The organism is Serinicoccus sp. CUA-874, from assembly GCF_001942225.1.
GTDB lineage: Bacteria > Actinomycetota > Actinomycetes > Actinomycetales > Dermatophilaceae > Ornithinicoccus > Ornithinicoccus marinus.
In genome coordinates, this window is sequence record NZ_MKJZ01000034.1 from 142,952 (window position 1) to 164,095 (window position 21,144).

Annotated in this window: 23 protein-coding genes and 2 pseudogenes; 10 read left to right on the plus strand and 15 right to left on the minus strand. The window is 72.1% G+C overall.

Going from position 1 to position 21,144, the window contains the following annotated elements:
• Positions 1–122: 122 nt before the first annotated feature.
• On the plus strand, positions 123–815 hold the full coding sequence (locus tag BJF80_RS11475) for a GntR family transcriptional regulator (protein WP_075813773.1): 693 nt from the start codon (positions 123–125) through the stop codon (positions 813–815).
• A gap of 37 nt (positions 816–852) precedes the next feature.
• Here the strand turns inward: BJF80_RS11475 and BJF80_RS11480 are convergent, their stop codons facing one another.
• Together BJF80_RS11480 and BJF80_RS11485 are read right to left on the minus strand one after the other, a co-directional pair.
• Positions 853–1,272: a type II toxin-antitoxin system VapC family toxin gene (locus BJF80_RS11480; protein ID WP_075813775.1), complete on the minus strand. Its 420-nt coding sequence runs from the start codon at positions 1,270–1,272 to the stop codon at positions 853–855.
• Entirely contained in the window at positions 1,269–1,502 is a 234-nt protein-coding gene (locus BJF80_RS11485; RefSeq protein ID WP_066636260.1) for a FitA-like ribbon-helix-helix domain-containing protein, read from the minus strand. Before BJF80_RS11485 ends, BJF80_RS11480 begins: the two co-directional genes overlap by 4 nt.
• A 92-nt stretch (positions 1,503–1,594) precedes the next feature.
• Between BJF80_RS11485 and BJF80_RS11490 the strand changes: the two genes are divergently transcribed.
• The 6 genes and pseudogenes from BJF80_RS11490 (at position 1,595) to BJF80_RS11515 (ending at position 7,005) form a co-directional block, all read left to right on the plus strand.
• Complete coding sequence (locus BJF80_RS11490) at positions 1,595–2,692, plus strand: alpha/beta fold hydrolase (protein WP_321166393.1); 1,098 nt, start codon at positions 1,595–1,597, stop codon at positions 2,690–2,692.
• An 81-nt stretch (positions 2,693–2,773) separates the two neighbouring features.
• Complete coding sequence (locus tag BJF80_RS11495; protein ID WP_237767577.1) at positions 2,774–4,210, plus strand: HNH endonuclease signature motif containing protein; 1,437 nt, start codon at positions 2,774–2,776, stop codon at positions 4,208–4,210.
• Between the two features lie 312 nt (positions 4,211–4,522).
• Complete coding sequence (locus BJF80_RS11500) at positions 4,523–5,194, plus strand: hypothetical protein (protein WP_075813777.1); 672 nt, start codon at positions 4,523–4,525, stop codon at positions 5,192–5,194.
• Between the two features lie 18 nt (positions 5,195–5,212).
• A complete protein-coding gene (locus BJF80_RS11505) occupies positions 5,213–6,364 on the plus strand; it encodes a helix-turn-helix transcriptional regulator (RefSeq protein WP_083673637.1) in 1,152 nt (383 codons plus the stop codon).
• 10 nt (positions 6,365–6,374) lie between these two features.
• Complete coding sequence (locus BJF80_RS11510) at positions 6,375–6,599, plus strand: hypothetical protein (protein ID WP_075813781.1); 225 nt, start codon at positions 6,375–6,377, stop codon at positions 6,597–6,599.
• Between the two features lie 63 nt (positions 6,600–6,662).
• Positions 6,663–7,005 (plus strand): annotated as a pseudogene (locus BJF80_RS11515) (DUF2200 domain-containing protein).
• Between the two features lie 102 nt (positions 7,006–7,107).
• On the opposite strand, the gene BJF80_RS11520 reads toward BJF80_RS11515, so the two are convergent.
• The gene (locus tag BJF80_RS11520; protein WP_075813783.1) at positions 7,108–7,524 is read right to left on the minus strand and encodes an organic hydroperoxide resistance protein; all 417 of its coding nucleotides are present in this window, start codon (positions 7,522–7,524) and stop codon (positions 7,108–7,110) included.
• 53 nt (positions 7,525–7,577) lie between these two features.
• Here BJF80_RS11520 and BJF80_RS11525 point away from each other — a divergent pair, with 53 nt between their 5' ends.
• Complete coding sequence (locus BJF80_RS11525) at positions 7,578–8,033, plus strand: MarR family winged helix-turn-helix transcriptional regulator (RefSeq protein ID WP_075813785.1); 456 nt, start codon at positions 7,578–7,580, stop codon at positions 8,031–8,033.
• 60 nt (positions 8,034–8,093) lie between these two features.
• On the opposite strand, the gene BJF80_RS11530 is transcribed toward BJF80_RS11525, so the two are convergent.
• The 7 genes from BJF80_RS11530 to ctlX all read right to left on the minus strand — a co-directional run bounded on the left by BJF80_RS11530 (position 8,094) and on the right by ctlX (position 13,854).
• Positions 8,094–8,687, minus strand: coding sequence for a (2Fe-2S)-binding protein (locus BJF80_RS11530; RefSeq protein ID WP_075813787.1), 594 nt, complete (start codon positions 8,685–8,687; stop codon positions 8,094–8,096).
• 85 nt (positions 8,688–8,772) lie between these two features.
• On the minus strand, positions 8,773–9,981 hold the full coding sequence (locus BJF80_RS11535; protein ID WP_075813790.1) for an NAD(P)/FAD-dependent oxidoreductase: 1,209 nt from the start codon (positions 9,979–9,981) through the stop codon (positions 8,773–8,775).
• A gap of 35 nt (positions 9,982–10,016) precedes the next feature.
• Positions 10,017–10,238, minus strand: a complete 222-nt coding sequence (locus BJF80_RS19370) for a hypothetical protein (RefSeq protein ID WP_202817204.1) — start codon at positions 10,236–10,238, stop codon at positions 10,017–10,019.
• A 195-nt stretch (positions 10,239–10,433) separates the two neighbouring features.
• Positions 10,434–10,832, minus strand: a complete 399-nt coding sequence (locus BJF80_RS11545) for a thiol-disulfide oxidoreductase DCC family protein (protein ID WP_075813792.1) — start codon at positions 10,830–10,832, stop codon at positions 10,434–10,436.
• Positions 10,833–11,004: 172 nt separating this feature from the next.
• Entirely contained in the window at positions 11,005–12,075 is a 1,071-nt protein-coding gene (locus tag BJF80_RS11550; RefSeq protein WP_075813794.1) for an EamA family transporter, read from the minus strand.
• Positions 12,002–12,580 (minus strand): TetR/AcrR family transcriptional regulator, encoded by a 579-nt coding sequence (locus tag BJF80_RS11555; RefSeq protein WP_075813796.1) that lies wholly within the window; start codon positions 12,578–12,580, stop codon positions 12,002–12,004. The genes BJF80_RS11550 and BJF80_RS11555 overlap by 74 nt, the downstream gene beginning before the upstream one ends.
• A gap of 221 nt (positions 12,581–12,801) precedes the next feature.
• The gene (gene ctlX / locus BJF80_RS11560) at positions 12,802–13,854 is read right to left on the minus strand and encodes a citrulline utilization hydrolase CtlX (protein WP_075813798.1); all 1,053 of its coding nucleotides are present in this window, start codon (positions 13,852–13,854) and stop codon (positions 12,802–12,804) included.
• A gap of 128 nt (positions 13,855–13,982) precedes the next feature.
• Between ctlX and BJF80_RS11565 the strand changes: the two genes are divergently transcribed.
• Positions 13,983–14,336 (plus strand): YciI family protein, encoded by a 354-nt coding sequence (locus BJF80_RS11565; RefSeq protein ID WP_075813800.1) that lies wholly within the window; start codon positions 13,983–13,985, stop codon positions 14,334–14,336.
• A gap of 338 nt (positions 14,337–14,674) precedes the next feature.
• Positions 14,675–15,166, plus strand: a pseudogene (locus BJF80_RS21210) (DUF6596 domain-containing protein); the annotation flags it as partial.
• Between the two features lie 261 nt (positions 15,167–15,427).
• Here the strand turns inward: BJF80_RS21210 and BJF80_RS11575 are convergent.
• From BJF80_RS11575 to BJF80_RS11595, 5 genes are read right to left on the minus strand one after another with little or no spacing between them, the layout of a single operon-like run.
• On the minus strand, positions 15,428–16,546 hold the full coding sequence (locus BJF80_RS11575; protein ID WP_075813986.1) for an N-acetylglucosamine-6-phosphate deacetylase: 1,119 nt from the start codon (positions 16,544–16,546) through the stop codon (positions 15,428–15,430).
• Positions 16,543–18,087, minus strand: a complete 1,545-nt coding sequence (locus BJF80_RS11580; RefSeq protein WP_075813802.1) for a glycoside hydrolase family 3 N-terminal domain-containing protein — start codon at positions 18,085–18,087, stop codon at positions 16,543–16,545. Before BJF80_RS11580 ends, BJF80_RS11575 begins: the two co-directional genes overlap by 4 nt.
• A complete protein-coding gene (locus BJF80_RS11585; RefSeq protein WP_075813804.1) occupies positions 18,084–18,905 on the minus strand; it encodes a carbohydrate ABC transporter permease in 822 nt (273 codons plus the stop codon). Before BJF80_RS11585 ends, BJF80_RS11580 begins: the two co-directional genes overlap by 4 nt.
• A complete protein-coding gene (locus BJF80_RS11590; protein WP_075813806.1) occupies positions 18,902–19,807 on the minus strand; it encodes a carbohydrate ABC transporter permease in 906 nt (301 codons plus the stop codon). Before BJF80_RS11590 ends, BJF80_RS11585 begins: the two co-directional genes overlap by 4 nt.
• The gene (locus BJF80_RS11595) at positions 19,804–21,114 is read right to left on the minus strand and encodes a sugar ABC transporter substrate-binding protein (protein ID WP_075813808.1); all 1,311 of its coding nucleotides are present in this window, start codon (positions 21,112–21,114) and stop codon (positions 19,804–19,806) included. Before BJF80_RS11595 ends, BJF80_RS11590 begins: the two co-directional genes overlap by 4 nt.
• Between the last annotated feature and the right edge of the window lie 30 nt (positions 21,115–21,144).

Sequence of the window (21,144 nt, forward strand, 5' to 3'; positions counted from 1 at the left end):
CGACCCGATCGTCGGTTCTCGGACGCTAGCACTCGCGGTCTTGTCGGACAATAGTTGCCAAGAAGAAAGTTCTTGTCCGTTCTGTGACCGCGTGTGTTGGCAGGGGCGGGTATGTTTCCACCATGACTGCAGCCACGACGCACCGGGAGGTCGCCGCGACCGAGGCGGCGCCGACGTCCCAGTCGGGACGGGTCCACCAGGAGCTGAGCCGGCAGATCCTCGACCACCAGCTGGCGCCCGGGCAGCGCCTCATCGAGCGCGAGCTCATCGACCGCTTCGAGGTGTCCCGGGCGACCGTGCGCGAGACGCTGCGCCAGCTGTCCGCCGAGGGGCTCGTCCAGATCCAGCCGCGGCGTGGGGCCGTGGTGCGGGCCATCGACACCGACGAGGCGAGGGACCTCTACCGGTTGCGCGGTGCGATCGAGGGGTTGCTCGTCGAGTGCTTCGTCGAGCGCGCCGGTGTCGCCGACGTGCAGCGGCTGCAGGAGGCCGTCGACGCGCTGGAGGGCGCGGTCGAGGCTGGGCTGCCGGCCTCGGAGGTGATGCGGGTCCGTGACGGCTTCTACGAGGCATTGTTCGACGGTGCATCGAGCTCGGTGATGCGCGAGGAGCTGGGGGTGGTCCAGGCGCGGGTGCGGGTCCTGTGCGTCTCGAGCCTGTCTGAGTCCGGTCGCGGCGCGACGGCGGTCCGCGAGCTGCGGGCGGTGACCCAGGCGATCATCGAGGCCGACGGTCCGCGCGCAGCCGCACTGATGCGCGAGCACATCGCCTTCGCGGCTGCCGCCACGCTGCGCACCTTGCCTCGTCCCGACTGAGGTCGCGGGTCCGACCGGTCGTGGAGGGCCCAGATGCTCAGGCGAGCCAGGGATCGACGAGCTGGATGCCGGTCAGTTCGAAGTCCCTGGTGTTGCGCGTCGCGCAAGTCGCGGCGTGCGCTCGGCAGATTGCCGCGATCTGAGTGTCAGCCGTGCTGATCGGCAACCCCGCTTGTTCTCGTACCGCGAGCACGTCTGCGTAGTGATCTGCGGCTACGTCATCGAAGGCCAGGACGGCGCTGGTCCCGCGGTAGGGCCGGAGCGCTTGCTCGAGCTGGCTGCCCAGCGCCGTCTTGCGCCGGCCGTCCGGCAGGCAACGCACGCCAGCGAGCAGCTCAGCAAGAGTGATCGACGTGATGGCGACCTCACCCGTGATCGTCTGCAACCACGTCAGGACACGCCCGTCAGGCTGCGGCCGGAGCACCTCGGACAGGACGTTGGTGTCGAGGACGATCACCCGAGATCTGCCGCTCGGGCACGATCGGTGCGCTCGGGGACCGGGAGATTCTCGATGCCGCCAACTTCCTGCGCGGCCCAGAACAGTGCGAGTCCGACGTTGGGGTGTTGTGTGCCTCTCGTGAGGATGTGACGGGCTTCGGCCTCCATCGACCGGCCGTGCTCCCTCGCCTGAGCGGCCAGCCGCTCCTTCACGGACTGGTCAAGGCCTCGGATGACGATCGATGCCATGGTGCCCTCCTGTCGTAGAGATATCATCGACGATATCATTGGCCTGGGTCGGACGGCAGCACTCCACGGGCACCTGTAGGGTCGCGACCACCGTGACCGCACTCGACGAGGAGTCCACCATGCCGATCGACAACCCCTTCTACACGCCCGAGGTGCAGGGCGCATACGACCTGCACTCACTCGGCTCCTTCGAGCTCGAGGAGGGAGGTGTCATCCCGGACCTGGAGCTCGCGGTCGCCACCTTCGGCGAGCTCAACGAGGCCAAGGACAACGCGATCCTCATCCCGACCTGGTTCTCCGGCACCCACCAGACGTGGGAGCTGGCCTACATCGGCGAGGGCCGCGCGCTGGACCCGTCGAGGTATTTCATCGTCGTCGTCAACCAGATCGGCAATGGCCTCTCGACCTCCCCGCACACCGCCGACGGCGAGATCGCCATGGCCGGCTTCCCGCAGGTGCGCATCGGCGACGATGTCCGCGCGCAGGAGCAGCTGCTGCGCGAGGTCTTCGGCATCGACCGGCTCGCCCTCGTCGTGGGCGGGTCGATGGGTGCCCAGCAGACGTGGGAGTGGGCGGTCCGCTTCCCGGACAAGGTGCAGCGGGCAGCCATGATCGCCGGCACCGCGCAGAACACCCCGCACGACTTCCTCTTCACCCAGACGCTCATGGACGCGATCACCTCCGACCCGGGCTGGAACGGCGGCGACTACGCCTCACCGGCCGACGTCGCTGACGGGCTGCACCGGCACGCCGACATCTGGGCGGTGGTGGGTCTGTCCACGGAGTTCTGGCGCTCCGAGTTCTGGCGCAACATCGAGCTGCCGGACGTCACCTGGGACACCTTCGAGGAGTTCCGCGACCGCTTCCTGCGGCCGACCTTCGGGGCCATGGACCCCAATGCGCTGCTGAGCATGGCGTGGAAGTGGCAGCGCGGCGACGTCGCGCGGCATACCGGTGGTGACCTCGCGGCCGCGCTCGGCCGCATCACCGCGAAGACCTTCGTGATGCCGATCGATGAGGACATGTTCTTCCCGCCGCGCGACTGCGCGCGCGAGCAGGAGCTCGTGCCGGGCAGCGAGTTGCGCACCCTGCACTCGATCGCCGGCCACTTCGGGCTCTTCGGGTTCGAGGAGTCCTACCTCGCCGAGGTCGACCAGCACCTCGGCGAGCTGCTCGCGGCCGACGTCTGAGGTCACGCAGAACGGTCACAGGTGAGTTGACACCTCCGCCACGGAGGGGGTTTGTCAGAGCCGGCTCGTACACTTGTTCGTATGAAGTCAGGGTGGGGGAGCGAGGCGGGCGGCGGTCACGCCGAGGGCACGTCCGCGCTGCTGGCTGGTCTGGCTGACTCCCTCGACCGCTCGGCGACGGCGCTCGCGTCGCCGGCTCTCCTGCAGGAGAGCGAGCTGGGCGACGTGCTGGGCGCGCTCGACCGGGTGGCAGCCCGGACCCACGCGTTGCTCGTCGCGGTGGCGCGCGAAGGGCTGGCGCGAGGGTTGCATCAGGAGGCCGGTTTTTCCGACGTCGACTGGGTCCGGCTGGTATGCCCGGGGCTCGCCTCGCGCACCGCGATCGAGGTCGCGATGGTCGCCCGTGCCGCGCAGCAGCGGGTGCACGCGCCGCTCGCGGACGCCGTCCAGGACGGGTCGGTACCGGTGCACCGGGCGGCGCAGGTGCTGCGGGCGCTGACGAGGATCCGCCCGGCCCTCGGGGAGGCCGAGTACGCCCAGGCCACCGACCTGCTGACCGCGGCCGCGGCGCGTGAGGAGTTCGACGACAAGGACCTGGGCAGGATCACGTCCAAGCTCGTGGCGACCTGCCTGTCCGAGAAGGAACAGATCGCCCGCGCCCAGGCCAAGCATGAGCTTCGTGACGTGCACGAGTCGTCGCTGGCCGACGGTTCGCTGCGCCGGTTCGTGCTGACTGTGGGCAGCGACGCCGACTACGAGGCCATCAAGGCGGTGCTCATGTCGCCGCTGGCCGCGCCGGTACCGGCCAAGGATCCGGGCCAGTGTGGTGTCACGGGGGTGGCCGAGGGTGGTGTGGTGGACCCCGCGGGGGGTGGTGCCACGCTGGCGGAACTGGACCTGCGCACCGCGGGTCAACGGCGCTACGACGCGTTCATGGCGGTCTTCCGCCGTGGCGTGGCGGGCACGCAGGGTCAGCCCACCACCCCGAAGGCGCAGGTCATGGTGACCATCGGGCTGCAGGAGCTGCGCGGCGCCCTCGCAGGTGATGGGCGCACGGTGCACGAGGGCACGGTGCCGGCCCACGAGGTGCGACAGCTGGCCTGCGAGGCCGATATCATCCCGGTTGTGCTGGGCGAGGCGGGGCAGATCCTCGACCTCGGTCGCGCCAAGAGGCTGGTCACCCCTGGTCAGCGACGAGCGTTGGCGCACCGGGACGGCGGGTGCACCTTCCCCGGGTGTCACGTGCCCGCGACGTGGTGCGATGCGCACCACGTGGTGCACTGGGCCCGTGGTGGTCGCTCGGACCTGGGCAACTACGCGTTGCTCTGTCCGCGGCACCACACCTGGGTGCACCAGCACGACACGGGCGCGACGTCGACGAGACCGGGGTCCGGTGGCGGCTGCGATGACCCCGCCCCGCACCCGGCCCGGGCGGGCCGGGCCGTCGGGCTGTGCGTCGGGACTCCGGGGCGCACGAGGAAGTGTCGTCGCCGGCCACAGCAAGGATCCCCGGGCTGACGAGGGCTCAGCCGATGGGGTCGGTCGTGGCAGCCGCAGGACCGGTGATCTCTGGAAGGTCCGGGAGGGACTCCCGCGTCGTCCTTCGAAGCATGACTGGTCCATCCCAGATGTCTGGGATGGCGGTGCCCGCCTCAGCACTGCCAGGGTCGGCATCACGCCCGACGATGCCGGGCGGCAGGCGGCAGGGACCTACCGACACCCAGGAGATCGATCGTGAACCCAGGAACGAGGCGACGAGAGGGCCGAAGCGACCTTCGACCCTGCCGAGGAACCCGCCGGACAGGTCGTTCGTCGGTCGCCTGGGTGGCAATGGTCGCGGGTGTTGCGGTGCTGTCGGCCTGCTCCGGCAGCGACGCCGACTCGGCGACGGACGACGGAACCAGTCAGGCGACCGAACAAGAGGACGCCGCAGCGCAGGAGGCCGACGAAGCGGGCGCAGGTAGTGAGGAGGAGGGCACCCAGGAGCAGGACAGCCAGGAGGGGGACGCCCAGGCGTCGTCAGAGGACACCGAGGCAGACCCGTCCGGCGGGATGAAGCCTGCGGGGGCAGACCCGGGTGAGGAGTCACTCGAGGTGCTGCTGGCCGACGCGCAGGCTCTCTGTGACGCCTTGGACGAGCAGGAGCTACGCCCGGTGGTGGACGACTTCGTCGAGCTGCGCGCCGACGAGGTGACCGAGGTCGACAGCCTGTGCTCTCTGCGCGACGAGCGTTTCGAGGTGGCACGCGTCTGGGTCCAGGCGGACTGGAGCGAGCGGGAGTTCCTTCAGAGCATGGCCGCGGACCCCTACGAGCCCTGCGAGATCTCCGGACGCCCAGCCGTCTGCCAGAGCCACGAGGGGGACCCGGAGCTGGCCAACGGCTGGCCACGCGTCGCCATCCAGGTCGGGAGCATGGGTGTCGAGACCCAGGCGGCCGACCCGGCGGTGGCCCGAGAGGTCGCCGCGACGGTGCTCGACGACGTGCTGGCGCAGCCGGAGTAGCCCCACTAGCCTGGAGCGATGGCGCGCAGACGGCGAGCGACGCTGGAGCGGTCCCGGCGACAGGTGGCTGGCCTCGCCGAAGACGGTCTGCGGTGGGGGGACTTCGCCGCGGCCGCGCAGGAGGTCATCGACGGCATCGTCCCGCACGACGCCGCCGTGCTCGCGTTGGTCGACCCGGTGTCCGGCATCCTCACCGACACCTTTCGCACGGGGCTGGACGACTCGCTGGACGAGCTCTTCATCAGGCTCGAGCTCACCCACCCCGACCCCATCACCATGACGACCCTGACCGGTCGCCCGGACGGGGTGGGCATCCTCGCCGACCACGTCCCTGCGGGTCTGCACAGCACCCCCCGGGTGCGGGAGCTGCTGGCCCCCCACTTCGACCTCGAGCACGAGATGCGTTCGGTGGTGCGGTCCGGCGGCAGCATGGTGGCCGCGTGCGGGCTCTACCGCGCACCTCACCGACCCGGGTTCACCGCCGATGAGGCAGCCACGCTGAGTGCGTTCGAGGACCTGCTGGCCGCCGGAGTGCGTGCGTCGGCTGCCGCCGCTGCTGGTGTCGCGGGTGTTGCGCGCGCGGCACCGGGCGTCGAGGAGGCCCAGGCCTCGGTGCTCGTGGTGGAAGCGGAGGGTCGGGCGAGCGGGACCACCGCGACGGCACAGGCATACCTCGACCAGCTGGGAGGGGGACCCGGCGGGACGCTGCCCGCACCCGTGCGGATGGTCGCCGAGGCCTCTCGCCTGCGTCAGGCCGGTCACATGGTCTCGCCCTTCGTTCGCGCCCGCACCCGTACCGGCCGGTGGCTGATGCTCCGAGCGGCGCCGCTGAGCGGTGACCCGGGCTCGGACCGGACGGTGGTCACGGTCGAGCCCGCCAGCGCCGAGCACACCATGGAGCTGGACCTCGACCTGTATGACGTGACTCCCCGGGAACGGATGGTGGTGCGCGAGGTGGTCGCGGGGGCTGGGACGACGGCCATGGCCCATCGCCTGGCCATCAGCGCCTACACCGTCCAGGATCACCTCAAGTCGGTTTTCAGAAAGGTAGGGGTCCGCAGCCGGCGTGAGCTCGTCCACGTGCTCACCCACCCTTGTGCGCAGGGTCCGGTCATCGGCCTCGGCCTCGGTGCCACTGTCCGGAAGGAGATGCTGCGAGCCAGGACGTAGATTGAGGTCCATGACCCATGATTCCGACCAGGGCGGCACCGTCTCCGAGGGTGGCTCCGGCTCCCTCAACGAGGAGACCATCCGCGGGGGCGCCGACGCCGTCCCCGAGACCCCGGACACCAACGACACCGGCCCCGACGACGCCACGGCTGAGGACAAGCACGGCGACAAGGCGGAGGGCGATGCGACGGCCGCTCACGGTCGACAGAGCACCGTCGAGGACCGCGGGCGCTGACCCGGACCTGACGGCCAGGACGACCCACGCCTCACCACCCGCACCTGAGGACCAGGACCTGGCATGAGCCGTATCTTCAGCGTCATGGTCGCCTCGGTCTACCCGCACTACGTGACCAAGGCCGAGCGCAAGGGGCGGACCGAGGCCGAGGTGCGCGAGGTATTCGGGTGGTTGACCGGGTTCGACGACGCCGGGCTGAGCCGGCACCTGGCCGATGGGACGACCTTCGAGGACTTCTTCGCCGCCGCGGACCTCAACCCGCGCGTGGACCAGATCACCGGCTCGGTGTGCGGTGTCAAGGTCCAGGAGGTCGAGGACCCGGTTGATGGGGCAGATCAGCTACCTGGACAAGTTCGTCGACGAGCTGGCCAAGGGACGCCCGATGATCAAGGTGCTGAGGTCCTGACGTCGACGCCCCGTCCTGCTCCGGGCGAGCCAGGGACGGGATCCGAGCGTTAGGTGGTCCTGAGATGGTCGCCTGGCGCCCGGGGCGGCATACCTGTGTCTGTCAGGCGACGGTGAGGGTGACCTCGATGTTGCCGCGGGTGGCGTTGGAGTAGGGGCAGACCTGGTGCGCCTGCTCGACGAGCTTCTCGGCATCGGCGCGCTCGACGTGGGGGAGCGTCACCTCCAGACCGACGGCCAGGCCGAAGCCGCCCTCCCCGTTGGGGCCGATCGCGACATCGGCGACCACCTCGGAGTCGGTCACGTCGGCGCCGGAGCGCTTCGCGACGCCGCGCAGCGCGGAGTGGAAGCACGCGGCATACCCGGCGGCGAAGAGCTGCTCGGGGTTCGTCGCGCCTCCCGGGCCGCCCATCTCCTTCGGGGCGCGGACGTCGGCGGCGAGGATGCCGTCGCTGGACTCGATGCGGCCGTTGCGGCCGTCTCCGGTGGCGAGGGCGGTGGCGGTGTAGAGAGTTTCCATGCGCGCAACTCTATTGCGCGCAATCAAATGGCGCAAACGGGTAGACTGGTCGCATGGACGGCTACCCCCAGCTCGCGCTCGACCAGCAGCTCTGCCTGCCGCTCTACGCCGCCTCCCGGGCCGTGACCCGGCGGTATGCCGAGCTGCTCGCCGACGTCGGGCTGACGTACCCGCAGTACCTCACGCTCCTGGCCCTCTGGGACGCGCAGGAGCCGCCGAGCGTGCGCGAGCTCGGCAGCCGGCTGCACCTGGACTCCGGCACGCTCACCCCGCTGCTCAAGCGGATGGAGACCGCGGGCCTCGTCCGGCGGGTGCGCGACGAGCGCGACGAGCGGCGCGTCCTGGTCTCGGTGACCGACCGCGGGTGGTCGCTGCGCGAGCGCGTGGCCGACGTGCCGGAGCGGCTCGCCGGGGGGATGGGGATGACCGAGGCGCAGCGCCGTGATCTGCGGTCGTTGCTGGGCCAGGTGATCGAGTCGCTGGAGGGTGGGCGGCCGGAGGCCAGCTGAGCCGCGAGCGGGGACGGGTGAAGGAGCGGCAGCTGGCAAGACTGACCCGGGTCGGCCGGATCAGGCGACGATCTCTGTCGTGTCCTCGAGAGCCGTGTCGTCGAAAGCCGGGTGCCGGCTGCCGACCTCGCGCGCCACGGCCAGGTGACCGCCGAGGTATGCCGCCACGCCGGACGCCCCGGCACCACCGAGTGCGAGCAGGGCACCGAGCCGGTGGTGACCGCTGCGGCGCGCGAGCCAGGACGCGGCATACGCGCTGGCGGCGAGGCCGTTGCCGGTTGCGTGCACTAGGCCGACCCGCTTGTCGCGGGGACCGGTCTCCGACCACTCCGCCCACCCCGACCAGGCCGTGGGCCCCGCGGTGAGCAGCCCCAGGCCCACCAAGCGCTGCGCCGCCGGTGCGGAGCCTGGCCCGCCGACGACGTCCAGGACGGTCGCCGAGGTCCACGACCCCATGGTGATGTCGGTGAGCAGCGGGTGCAGGGCGTGCCCGAGCCACTCGCCGCGCAGCACCCAACCGGTGGTGCCGGACCCGAAGAGGGAGGTGATGGTCGGCTCGACGGCGCTCACCGCGCCGTCCAGCGCCTCGGTCTGTTCCAGGCGCCGGGTCCAGCGGACGACGGCGGGGACGGGCTGGGACTGGGTCTGCTCCATCGATCCATGGTGCGCCCGCGCGCGCGGGCCCGCACCTCGAGGCGGAGGGTGTGCCGCCGCGGGCACGGGTCCGGAAGCGAGGTCGTCAGGGGACGAGGCGCCCCCGGAGCAGCGCGCGGAAGTAGAGGAGGGGCTCGACGTAGCGGTCGAAGAGCCACAGCGCGCGGCGCGGGACGCTCAGGTCGACCAGACATGTCGTCGGTGCCTGCGCGCCGGTCCGGTCGAACTCGGCGAGCAGCAGCCGGCGCCGGTCGAGCGTGACGGGGACGATGGTGTAGCCGTCGTAGCGACGCAGCGGCCGCCCCAACCGGCTGCGCGCGATGTTGTCGGCCAGCACCTCCACCTGTCGGCGCAGCGCGCCCCCGGACGGCCGGGTGTCGAGCGCCGCGGCGTCGCCCAGGCTCCAGACCCGTGGTGCCGAGCGGTGGGCCATGGTCTCCGGGTCGACGTCGATCTGCCCGGACGCCGGGTCGACGTCGATCTGCCCGGACGCTCCCTCTCGGGCGAGCGGCTCCAGCCACCCCCGGCCCCGGTAGGGCGGCACCACGAAGGCGCGGTCGACCTCGTCGAGCACCGTGGGAGTCGGCCCGTCCACCGTCACCGTCCGCTGCCGGTGGTCCACCGAGGCCACCGTGCTCTCGCGGTGCACGCTGACCCCCAGCTCGCCGAGCTGTGCCTCCAGGCGGTCGTCCACGAACGGCAGCCCCAGGACCCCGGTGAACGGCGTCACGAGGTGCACGTCCAGGTCGCCCAGCACACCGCGCCGGCGCCACTCGTCGCACGCCAGGAAGAGCGGCTTGAGCGCCGTTCCGCCGCAGGGGGAGGGCTCGGGCGGGAGCGAGAAGACGACCCGGCCGCGCGACATACCCTGCACGGCATCCCACACGGCCGGCGCCTGCGACTCCAGGTGGGCGGTCAGCGACCAGCCCGCCGTCATCGCCTCCGCCAGCCCGGGTACGGCGTCGAGGTCCTCCTCCATGCCAGGGGCCAGCACCAAATCGCCGTAACCCACCCGAGCACCGTCGGACAGCTCGACCTCGCGCTCGTCGGTGTGCACGGCCACCGCGCTGTCGCGGATCCAGGTGCAACCCGCCGGGATGACCGAGGCGGTGCTGCGCGTCAGCTCGCTCATCGTGGCCTGCCCTCCGGCGACGTAGTTGAGCAGCGGGCGGAACAGGTGCGGCCGGTCCGGCGACACGATGGCGACGTCCTTCGCGCCGACCCGCAGCAGCCGCGCCGCCAGGGAGACGCCGGCGTTGCCGGCTCCGACGACGACGACGTCGTGGCGTGCCATGGTGCTCCCCTCGGTCGGTGCTTCGTCTCGTCAGACTATCCGCGGCGCGGGTGGGCCGAGACCGCAACGAGCCTGCGCAGCGCCCACCGCGCGACCGGGCGGTAGAGCAGGACGACCGGCAACGGCCCCTGCAGCACGAGCCCGGCGTGGGTGTCCTTCTGGCACGCGTCGAGGGTGTGGAGCAGCTGCAGGCTGACGCCCAGCGCGCGGACCTCCCATGACCAGCGCCGGGCCGCCTCGTCGACGGCCTTGACCACGAAGTCGCCCGCACCCCCACGGGTCCGAGCACCACCCCGGTCAGCCCGGGGTGCAGCCGCCTGTCCACACCGCTCGCCTCGATCTCGACGGCGCGCAGGTGGGGCGCCCAGGAGGACCACCGGTCGGGGTCGGCATACCGCTCCCACGCCTCGTCGACCGGCAGCGGCCCGCTGGCGTGGATCCAGCGCTGTGCGTCAGGCACCCGACGACGGGGGCAGGGCGCAGGCGGCGGTGCCGCCGGGCAGCCGACCACGGTTCGCAGCGACCAGCCGGTATACCGCTGCCCCCGGGACCTCCATGACGCGCGAGTCGAGCGCGGCGCCGATCAGCCGCCACGGCTGCGGCGAGCGCAGCAGGACCTGCGCCCACGCGTGGTGGCCGTAGGCGATCGTGCCGTCCTCGAGCACCACCGGCATCTCCAGGCCGGCACGGTCCTCGTCGACCCCGAGAGCCGCCAGGTCGTGGGACTGCAACGAGGACACCTCGACCTGCGCCCCGAGCCGCGGGATCCACCCGGCGGCGCGGGTGCAGAAGCCGCAGTCGGCGTCGTAGAGCACGAGGGCGACGGCTCGGGTGGCTCCGGCGGCGGTCATGGAAACATTCTCTCGCAGCGCACCTACGAGTGCGAGCGCGAGCGGAGGTGGGCTCTGGTGATCCTGCGTCTCCGGTCGCTGACCGTCATCGCGCTGGTGCTCGCGATCTGGCTCCTGGGCACCGGTCGACGCGGCCAGCCGCAGACGGTCACCTACGGCCCTCCCACGACCACTACCACCCGGCACGCCGAGGCGATGGCAGCGGCCCGCGAGCAGCTCCCGGACGACACCGACCTGCCCGTGGACCTGCTGACGTCGCTGATGCGAGCGCGACCGAAGGACGTCGGCGGCGGGGGAGGGTGAGGGACCTGGTGTCGGCCCCCTGCATGAGGAGCCCCAGGAGCAGCACGACGAGACCGGCCGCGCCGGTGAACCCCAGGTGCTCGTCGAGCACCGCGATCCCGAGGGCCGTGGCGACCAGTGGCTCGGCCAGCATGAGGGTCGCGACCGAGGCGGTGGGCAGGGTGGCCAGCCCGCGGGCGAAGAGCACATACCCCGTGGTCGTCGTCACTAGCCCGAGGTAGAGCGCCAGACCCATCCCCCGGGCACCGGCCAGCCAGTCGGTCGGCAGGGCCAGCAGGACGGGCACCAGCAGCGCACCCCCGAGCCCGAAGGCTCCCGCCATCACCGTGACGGGGGCGTGCCCCTCGCGAAGCTGCTGCTTGGCGAGCACCGTGTAGCCGGCGTAGGCGGCCGCCGCGACCAGGGCAGCGGCGACGCCGGTCACGGAGAAGGCGGCGGACGACTCGACCCCACCCACGAGCAGCACGAGCCCCGACACGCAGACGCCCGTCGCGACCAGCCACGCCCTCGTGGGACGCTCGCCCAGCAGCACCAGCGCCAGCACGCCCGCGAGCACAGGTCCGGTCCCGATCGTCACCAGCGTGCCGACAGCCACGCCGGTCTGCCCCACCGCGACGAAGAAGCACAGCTGGTATGCCGCGGTGCACACCCCGGCGACCAGCCCGGCACGGGTGCGCCACAGCGCCAGCACGTCGCCGAACCTCGCCCCCATGAGGGGCAGCAGGGCGAGCAGGCCGAGGCCGCCCACGACCAGTCGAGCGGCCCGACCGCGAGCGGCGTCGTGCCCGCAGGTCCGAGGGCCTGTGCCGTCCCCGTGGTGCCGAACAAGGCTGCGGCCAGGAGGACCGCCAGCGGCCCGGCCGTCCTCACGCGCCGACCAGCTGGGCCGCGATCTCCCGGGCCTCGCCCAACGGGCCGAGGTCCCCCTCCAGCCCCGCACGGGCCATCGAGCCCTCGAGGAGGAAGCTGAGGTGGACCGCCAGCGCGTGCGCCTGTGCCGGGTCCAGGACCGTGACGAGCTGCTCCTCGACCAGGTCCTGCACCTGACGCTTGTGCTCGCGCACGACAGCGCGCCCGGGGTCGCCGTCGGCGAGCTCGGCCGCCGCGTTGAGCAGACCGCATCCGCGAAAGCCGGTGGTCCGCGACGTCGCGGCGTGGTCGGCATACGCGTCGAAGACCGCCAGCACCCGCTCCTGTGGCGTCCTCGTCGGCGCGAGCCGGACGGCATACAGGTCCAGCCACTCCTCGTGCCGCCGCTGCAGGTATGCCTCGACCAGGTCCGCCTTGGACGCGAAGTTGTTGTAGAGGCTCATCTTGGCCACGCCGGCGTCCGCGGTGATCGCGTCGATGCCGGTCGCGGCGACGCCGGCGCTGTAGAAGCGTGCGGCGGCAGCCTCAAGCAGGCGCTCTTGCGCGCTGGGGCGGGTGGGGGACTGGGGGGACATGGGTGACCTCCTGGGATGAGGTAGATCAGTCTACCTAATCACTGACGTGGGAGGTCGGCTACCGCGGCTCCTGCCGCTTCGTCGACGAGTTCAGCGACGCGCTGCAGCTCATGGCGTCCGGCGTCGACGTCGGGCCCGCTCGTGACGCACAGCTTTCCCCTTCGCCGACGCCGTCGAGGCCTTCGCCGTCGCCGCCGACCGGGGCACCGGCTCGAGCAAGGTCATGCTCGAGCCGACGACCGCCGATCGGACCGACGGGCGTCCTCCACCTGGCCGTCCGCGCTGACCGGGTGCTCGTCGATCGCCTCGGCCGTGGCGGTCGGGGTGGGCGCCCCGGTCGGGCGCGGGTCGAGGTGAACGCCGGCGATCATGCAGCGCACCGACCCGCCGGCCAGCTCGATGGTGGGGATGTCGACCGAGACGACCTCGCAGGAGCGCTCGATGACGGTCAGCTGCTCGCCGGTGAGGCTGCGCCGGGCGCGGCCCGACATCGCCATGATGTGGCGCTTGCGCCCCTCGGGCGTCCGCCCGCACAGCTCGACGGCGTTGCCGGCGAACTCGCGGACCTGCTCCTCGCTGAGCTCGACGATCTCGCGCCCGGTGACCTCCAGTCGCTCGCGCACCTCGCGCCGCCGCTGCTCGTCGGCGATGAGGTCCAGCGCGACGAGCGCGACCTCGGTGCCGATGCAGGCGATGACGTTGGTGTGGTAGACCGGCACCCCTCCGGCGTCGACCGCGTCGAAGGGCATCGGCTCGTAGTTGAAGTCGCTGCAGAAGCGCTCCAGCACGTGCGTGTCGGCGCGGTGGCTGACCGCGGTGTAGGCGACCCGCGAGACGTGGTCGAGCACCATCGCCCCGGTGCCCTCGAGGAAGATCCCGTCCGGCTCCAGCCCGGAGTAGTCGACGATCGTCTGCAGCCGGTAGTCCGCCTTGAGCATCTCCAGGATGTCGCCGCGCCGCTCGTGCCGGCGGTTCGAGGCATACATCGGGTAGACCGCGACGTAGCCGCCCGGATGGGTCGAGAGCCAGTTGTTGGGGAAGACGCTGTCCGGGCGGGTGTGGTCGGAGTCGCCGAAGACGTGGACCCGCACCCCGGCGTCGCGCAGCGCCTGCGCCACCGCGTCCATCTCCGCCAGGGCCGCCGCCGAGGTGGCCTCCGTCGACTGCCCGACGGGCACGTCGTGCTGGAAGGCGTTGTCCGCGGCGGTGGCCGGGTTGGGCACGAACTTCTCGGCGCGGATGAGGATGACAGCAGAGGGGGCCTGTGCACTCACGCGAGGCAATGTAGAGCATCGGCCCGGGCTGCCGGAAAGTTCCTCGGCCCGGCTGTCGATCTGCACCCCGCTCGTCCGACATGCTGGTGAGGTCGCGCACGGCGGCCCGTGATCGAAGGAGACCCCACATGAAGTACCTCGTGCTGCTCATGGCCGACGGCGAGCTGCCCGCCTGGTCGACGATGTCGGAGGAGGACCAGGCGGCGATGATGGGCCGATTCGAGGCCTTCGACCGGGCCTGCGAGGCCCGGGACGGGGTCGAGATCCTCGCCGGGGAGGCGCTCGGCGACGGCGACATGTCGACGACGGTCCGCACCCGTGGCGGCGAGCGTCAGCTCACCGACGGCCCCTACGCCGAGGCCGTCGAGCAGCTCGGCGGCTTCTACCTGCTCCAGGCTCCTGACCTCGACGTCGTCCTCGAGCTGCTCACCGAGCTGCCGGCCTACGACATGCAGGTCAGCCCGGTGGTCGACCCGGTCTGACCGGTATGCCCGACGAGCTGGACCGCGTGGTGCGCGAGGAGTGGGGCGCCCTGGTGGCCCTGCTCCTCGCGCGCTTCCGCCGGCTCGACCTCGTCGAGGACGCGCTCGGGGACGCCGTCGAGGCCGCTGCCCGTCGCTGGCCGGTCGACGGCGTGCCCGACAACCCGGCCGGATGGCTGCAGACGGTCGCCCGACGCCGGGTGGTCGACCGGCTGCGCTCCGAGGCGATGGCCCACCGCCGGCATACCCTCCTCGCCACCGACCTGGACCGTCGTCCGTCCTCGGCGATGGCCGACCCCGGTGACCTCGTCGAGGACGATCTGCTGCGGCTGGTGCTGATGTGCACCCACCCGGCACTGTCCCCGGAGGCGGCGAGCGCCCTCGCGTTGCGGCTCGTCCTCGGGGTCGGCACCTACGACATCGCCCGGCTCTTCCTCGTGCCCGAGCCCACCATGGCGGCGCGGCTCACCCGGGCGAAGAAGAAGATCGTCGCCGCGGGCATCCCGTTCGCGATACCCGACCTGGAGGCGCTCCCGACTCGGCTCGCGACGGTGGCGCAGACGGCCTACCTCGCCTTCACCGCCGGGTATGCCCCCGCGAGCGGCGCCGACCTCGTCCGTCACGGTCTGGCGGGCGAGGCGCTCCGGCTGGTCCGCACGGTGCGCGGCCTGCGCCCGACCGACCCGACGCTCACCGCGCTGCTGGCCCTGCTCCTCCTGCAGCACTCCCGCCGGGACGCGCGTCTGGACGGCGAGGGCCGGCTGGTCCTCCTCGCCGACCAGGACCGCGATCGCTGGCACCGGGAAGAGATCGACGAGGCGCTGGGGCTGCTCACCTCGGCACCGCTGACCCGGCCCGACCTCCCGCACCAGGCCGCGACCTACGTGCTGCAGGCCCTCGTCGCCGCCGAGCACGCGACGGCACCCACCGCGCGGGACACCCGGTGGGATCGGATCGTCCTCCACTACGACGCGCTGCTCCGCCTGGAGCCCACCCCCGCCGCCCTCCTGGCGCGGGCGGTGGCCCTCGCCGAGGCGGAGGGGCCGGAGGCTGGGCTGGACGCCCTCACGGAGGTAGAGGTGCCGGGCAGCTCAGGTGTCGAGCAGGACCTCCCCGGCGCGGACGACCAGCCGGGTCTCGAGGTCGGCGTCGAGCCCGACGAGGTCGGCGCGGCCGCCCACGGTGATCTTCCCGGCGTCGAGCCCGAGGGTGCGCGCCGGGTCGCTGGTGGCGGCCACGAGAGCGTCCTCGGGGGCGAGCCCGGCGCCGACGGCCCGCCGCACGGCCCGGCCCAGGGTGAGCGTGCTCCCGGCGATGCTCCCGGTGTCGACCGAGCGCGCGACGCCGTCCACGACGTCGACCTCCATCGAGCCCAGCGCGTAGCGGCCGTCCTCGGCGGCCGCCGCGGCCATCGCGTCGCTGATGAGCACCATCCGCGCCCGGGAGCTGCGGTGGAGCAGGTCGACGACGTCGTCGTGCAGGTGCACGCCGTCAACGATGAGCTCCAGGGTGAGGCGCGGGTCGCCGAGCGCGGCGATGACCGGGCCCGGGTCGCGGTGGTGGATCGGGCGCATGGCGTTGCACAGGTGCGTGACGACCTCCGCGCCGGCGTCGACCGCCGCCCGGAGCTGGTCGGCGTCGGCGTCGGTGTGCCCGACCGCGACGACGACGCCGGCGCCCACGAGCCGGCGGATCGCGTCCAGGCTCCCCGGCAGTTCGGGAGCGATCGTCACCATGCAGATGCTCCCGGCGCCGGCCTCCAGCACGGCGTCGATCTCGGCTGGGTCGGGGTGCCGCAGCACCGCCGGGTCGTGCGCGCCGCGCCGGGTCGGGTTGAGCCACGGGCCTTCGAGGTGGATCCCGGCGATCATGCGCCCGCGGACCAGCGGAGCCAGCGCCCGCACCTGCGCGAGCAGCGTGTCCGGCGCCGCGGAGACCAGCGAGGCCATGACGGTGCTCGTCCCGGCGAGGTGGTGGGCCATGGCGGCGCTGCTCACCTCGTCCGGGTCGAGGGTCGCAAAGCTGTGGCCGCCGCCGCCGTGGCAGTGGATGTCGACGAAGCCGGGGGAGAGGAGCGCCGTATGCCGGTCCGCCGGCTCGGTCGGGGCGCCTCGCCCCACGCGGGCGATCTGGCCCCCCTCCACGGCGACCCAGCCGCCGGAGAGGCTGCCGTCCGGCCACAGCACCTGCTCGGCCGAGACGAGCCTCACGGCTCACCGCCGAGGCCGCGCAACGCCGTGGCACCGGCCAGCGCGCTCGCCCGGCCGCCGCCGTAGGTCCGCACGACGCGGGGCACGGCCAGGTCGGCGGGGAGATCCCGGATACCGGTGTGCACGAGCGCGTCGGCACGGCCCAGCAGCCCGCGGATCGTGGGGTCGTCCCACTCACTGTGGTCGTCGCTCACGAGCACCAGTGGACCACGGTCGGTGCCCGCGGTCACGTCGTCCACCGCCTCGTCCACGGTCTGGTCCGGCGTGCGGACCCGGCCCGAGAGCTCTTGCGCGAGCACACCGGATACGACCTCCTGGCGGGCGCCGCTGGCGATGTTGCCCCGCCTGCTGAGCGCCACCACGTCCGCCCCGGACAGCGACCCGCCCACCCCCGTGACGCGCACCGCTCGCGAAGCGACCCGCTGCCCCAGGTCGTCGGGCGCCTCCAGTGGCAGCGAGGTGGAGTCCCCGCCGTCGGCCGCCGCCCCGCCGTCACCTCTGCCATGACCGGCACGTCGCGCCGCCTGCCGCGCTCCCAGCGCCCGCACCCGGCCGGCGGCCTCGGCCAGCCGGGCCGCGGAGAGCTCGCCGTCGCGCACCGCGGCCACCACAGCCTCCACCAGCCGCACGGTGTCCTCGGCCGCGTCGTAGTCGCCGGGGAAGACCGGGTTGCCGATGCAGAGCAGGTCGGCCCCGGCGGCCAGGGCGAGCACCGCGCTGCGCTCCCGCCCGTAGCGGTCGGCCACCGCCGCCATGTCGAGCGCGTCGGTGCAGATCACCCCGGTGAGGCCGAGCTCCTCGCGGAGCATCCCGAGCAGCGCCGGGTTGAGCGTCGCCGGCAGGTCGCCGTGCCCCGGCACGACCAGGTGACCGGTCATGATCGCGTCCGTCCCCGCGTCGACCGCGGCGCGGAAGGGCACCAGCTCACGACGCGCGAGGGTCTGTGGGTCGACGTCGAGGACGGGCAGGTCGAGGTGGGAGTCGAGGGTGGTCGACCCGTGACCGGGGAAGTGCTTGGCGCAGGTCGCCACGCCCGCCTCCGCGAGTCCCGCAACGGCCGCGCTCACGTGCCGCGCGACCAGCCCGGCGTCCGCCCCGAACGACCGCACGCCGATGACCGGGTTGTCCGGCTCGGTATTGACGTCGGCGTCGGGCGCCGCGGTGAGGTCGATCCCGGCCGCGGCGAGCTGCTCGCCCAGCCCGCGGTATACCGTCCGCGTCGCCTCCGCGTCGTCGACGACCCCGAGCGCCCACGCACCCGGCCAGGGCGAGCCCTCGGCGTGGTGCAGCCGGGTGACGGTGCCGCCCTCCTCGTCGGCGCAGACCAGCGCCTCCGCGCACCGCCCGTGCACCGCTTCGGTGAGCGCCCGCACCTGCGCCTCGTCGGTCACGTTGTGGCCGAAGAGCCACACCCCGCCCAGACCCTCGTCGAGCAGCTGCTCCAGCCAGGGCGGCAGCGTCGTCCCGACGAAGCCGGGCGCGAGCACGTTGAGCGCGTCCCGCCGCAGGTCGTCCCCGGCGGGGAGGTCGGTCTGGTTCATCCCTTGGTCGCTCCTGCCATGAGGCCGCCGGACAGCCGGGACTGCACGGCGACGAAGAAGATCATGACCGGCACGGTGATGATCGAGCTGGCCGCCATGACCGCGCCCCAGTCGGTGCCGCTGCGGGTGAAGAAAGTCCGCAGCCCGACGGCGGCGGTATACATGTCGTCGTCCGCCATGAAGGTGAGCGCGAAGATGAACTCGTTCCACGCCAGGATGAAGCTGAAGACGCTCACCGCCACGAGCCCGGGGGCGACGAGCGGGAAGAGAACCTTCCAGAACATCTGCCACCAGCTGGCACCGTCGAGGTAGGCCGCCTCCTCCAGCTCGACCGGGACCGCCGCCACGAAGCCGCGCAGCGTCCAGATGGCGAAGGACAGGCTGAAGGCGATGTAGACCACCGACAGCCCGAGCAGGCTGTTGAGCAATCCCAGGGTCTTGGCCTGCAGGAACAGCGGGATGACGAGTGCCTCCATCGGCACCATCTGCACGATGAGGATCATCATGAGGATCTTGGTGCGCCCGGAGAAGCGGAAGCGCGCGACCGCGACCGCGGCGAAGAGCGCGAGCAGCCCGCTGGCGACGACGGTGACGACCGCGACGATGAGCGAGTTGAGCAGGTAGTCGGGGAACCGCGTCTCGGAGAAGATCCGGGCGAAGTGCTCGAACGAGATGCCGGCGGGTATGACGCCGCGCCCGCCCGCGTTCGCCGCCGGGTCGACGGCGGTGCCGAGCATGACGAAGACCGGGAAGATGCTGAAGACGATGACCACGAGGCTGGCCAGCACCAGCCCGCTGCGTCCGAGCAGGCGCCTCACAGCTCCTCCTCCTTGAACAGGGTGCGCAGGTAGACCGCGGTGATGACGAGCAGCAGCAGCGTCAGCAGCACCGCGATGGCGGCGCCGAGGCCGAACTTGTTCTGCGACATGGCGGTGATGTAGCTCCAGGTGCCGAGGTTGAGCACCTCACGGTTGGAGCCGTCGCCGCCGGGCATGAGGTAGATCTGGGTGAAGACCTTGAAGTCCCAGATCGTCGACAGGATCGTGACGATCGCGAAGACCGGCTTGAGCATCGGCAGCGTGACGTGCCGGAAGCGTTGCCAGGCGTTGGCGCCGTCGATCATCGCCGCCTCGGGCAGCTCGGTCGGGATCGTCATGAGCCCCGCGAGCACGGTGACCGCGACGAAGGGGAAGCCGTGGTGCACGACGTTGAGGGTGGCGATGGCGTAGAACCAGCCGCGCTCGGTGAAGAGGTTCTGGGTAGCGACGTCGACCAGGCCGAGCTGGCCGAGCAGCCCGGTGAGGAAGCCGGCGCGGGCGTCGAAGAGGTAGACCCAGACATACGTCCCGGTCACGGCGGGGACGGCCCAGGCGGCCATGACCGACATCGTCACCAGCGTCCGCCACCCCGGCGGCAGCCGGTGCAGCAGCAGCGCGACCAGCGTGCCGACGAGCACCGTGAGGACGACGCAGACGAGCGCGAAGAGGACGGTGTTGGGCAGCGCCACCCGCCACAGCCGCTCGTCGGTGAGGACGTCGCGGTAGTTCTCGACCGCCACGAACTCCGCGCCGCCGCGGACGAGCTCGCGCAGCCCGAAGTCCTGGAAGGACAGGATGACCACGCGGAGCATCGGCCACAGCAGCAAGATGCCGATGACGGCCAGGGTCGGCGCGAGCAGCAGCCACGGCCGCCGCGCCGACCCCAGGGCGGGCGAGCTCACGAGCCGAAGATCTCGTTCATCTCGTCCGCGGCGGTCGTGGTGGCCTCCTCGACGCTGGCCTTGCCGCCGAGGATCGACTCCATCATCGCCGGGATCGTCTGCGCGCCCTCGACCTGGCCCCACAGCGGGGTGACCGGGAGCGTGGCGCTACCATCCTGCATCTGCTGGGCGAAGGGCGCGACGAGCGGGTCGTCGGCCTCCTCCAGCTGGGTCAGCAGGTCGGTGGTGGCCGGGAAGAATCCGGTCTGCTCGCCCCACTTCTCGGCGAACTCACCGGTGGTCATCATCTCCACGAAGGTCCACGCCAGCTCCTCGTTCTCCGTCGTCTCGAAGACCGACAGGTGCGAGCCGCCCGCGAAGGAGGGGGCCATGCCGCCGTCCTGGCCGGGGATCGGCACCACGCCGAGCTTGCCCTCGAGGTCGCCGTTGGCCTCGAGGATCGACTTCGGCGTCCACGAGCCGCTGATGATCATGCCGGCCTCGCCGCGGGCGAAGGCGTCGCGGGTGTCCGCCTCGTTCCACGTGCTCGCGGCCGGGGTCGACAGGTCGTGCTCGCCCGCCAGGCTCTCCAGGAAGGTCAGCCCCTCGACCGCCTCGGCCGAGTCCAGGCCGGAGGTCCAGGTGTCGCCGTCCTGGGTGGCGACCTCGCCGCCCGCGCCCCAGATGAACGGGGTCGTGGTGTGCGTCGAGTTCGGCACCGGGAAGGGGATGAGCTCGGGATCGGACTCCTTGAGCGCCTCGCCGACCGAGACGATCTCGTCCCACGTGGTCGGCGGCTCCACGCCGGCCTCCTCGAGCAGGTCGGTGCGGTAGACGATCGAGCGGACACCGGCATACCAGGGCGCGCCGTAGACGGCGTCGTCGTAGGTGCCGGCGTCGAGGACGCTGTCGACGTAGGCGTCGCCGAGGTCGGCCTCCTCGATGTGGCCGGAGAGGTCCATGAGCGCGCCGGCGTCGCCGAACTCGGGGGTCCACGTGGTGCCGACCTCCGCGACGTCCGGGCCGGTGCCGCCGGCGATGGAGTTGGTGAACTTGTCGTGCGCCGAGGCCCACGGGACGAACTGGATGTCCAGGCTCGCGCCCGTCTCCTCCTCGAAGGCGGTGCTCACCTCGTCGAAGAACGGGGTCGGGTCGGGGTTGGTGCCTTCCATGATCCAGACGGTGAGGGTCTCGCCCGAGGCATCACCACCGCCGCTCTCGCCGGAGCCGTCGCCAGAGCCGCCGTCGTCGCCACCGCAGGCGGACAGGGTCAGGGAGGTGATGGCCGCCAGCGCGAGGAGGCGGGTGGCACGGGATGCGCTCTTCATGGTGTGTCCTTTCGAGGGGTGTCGCATGGT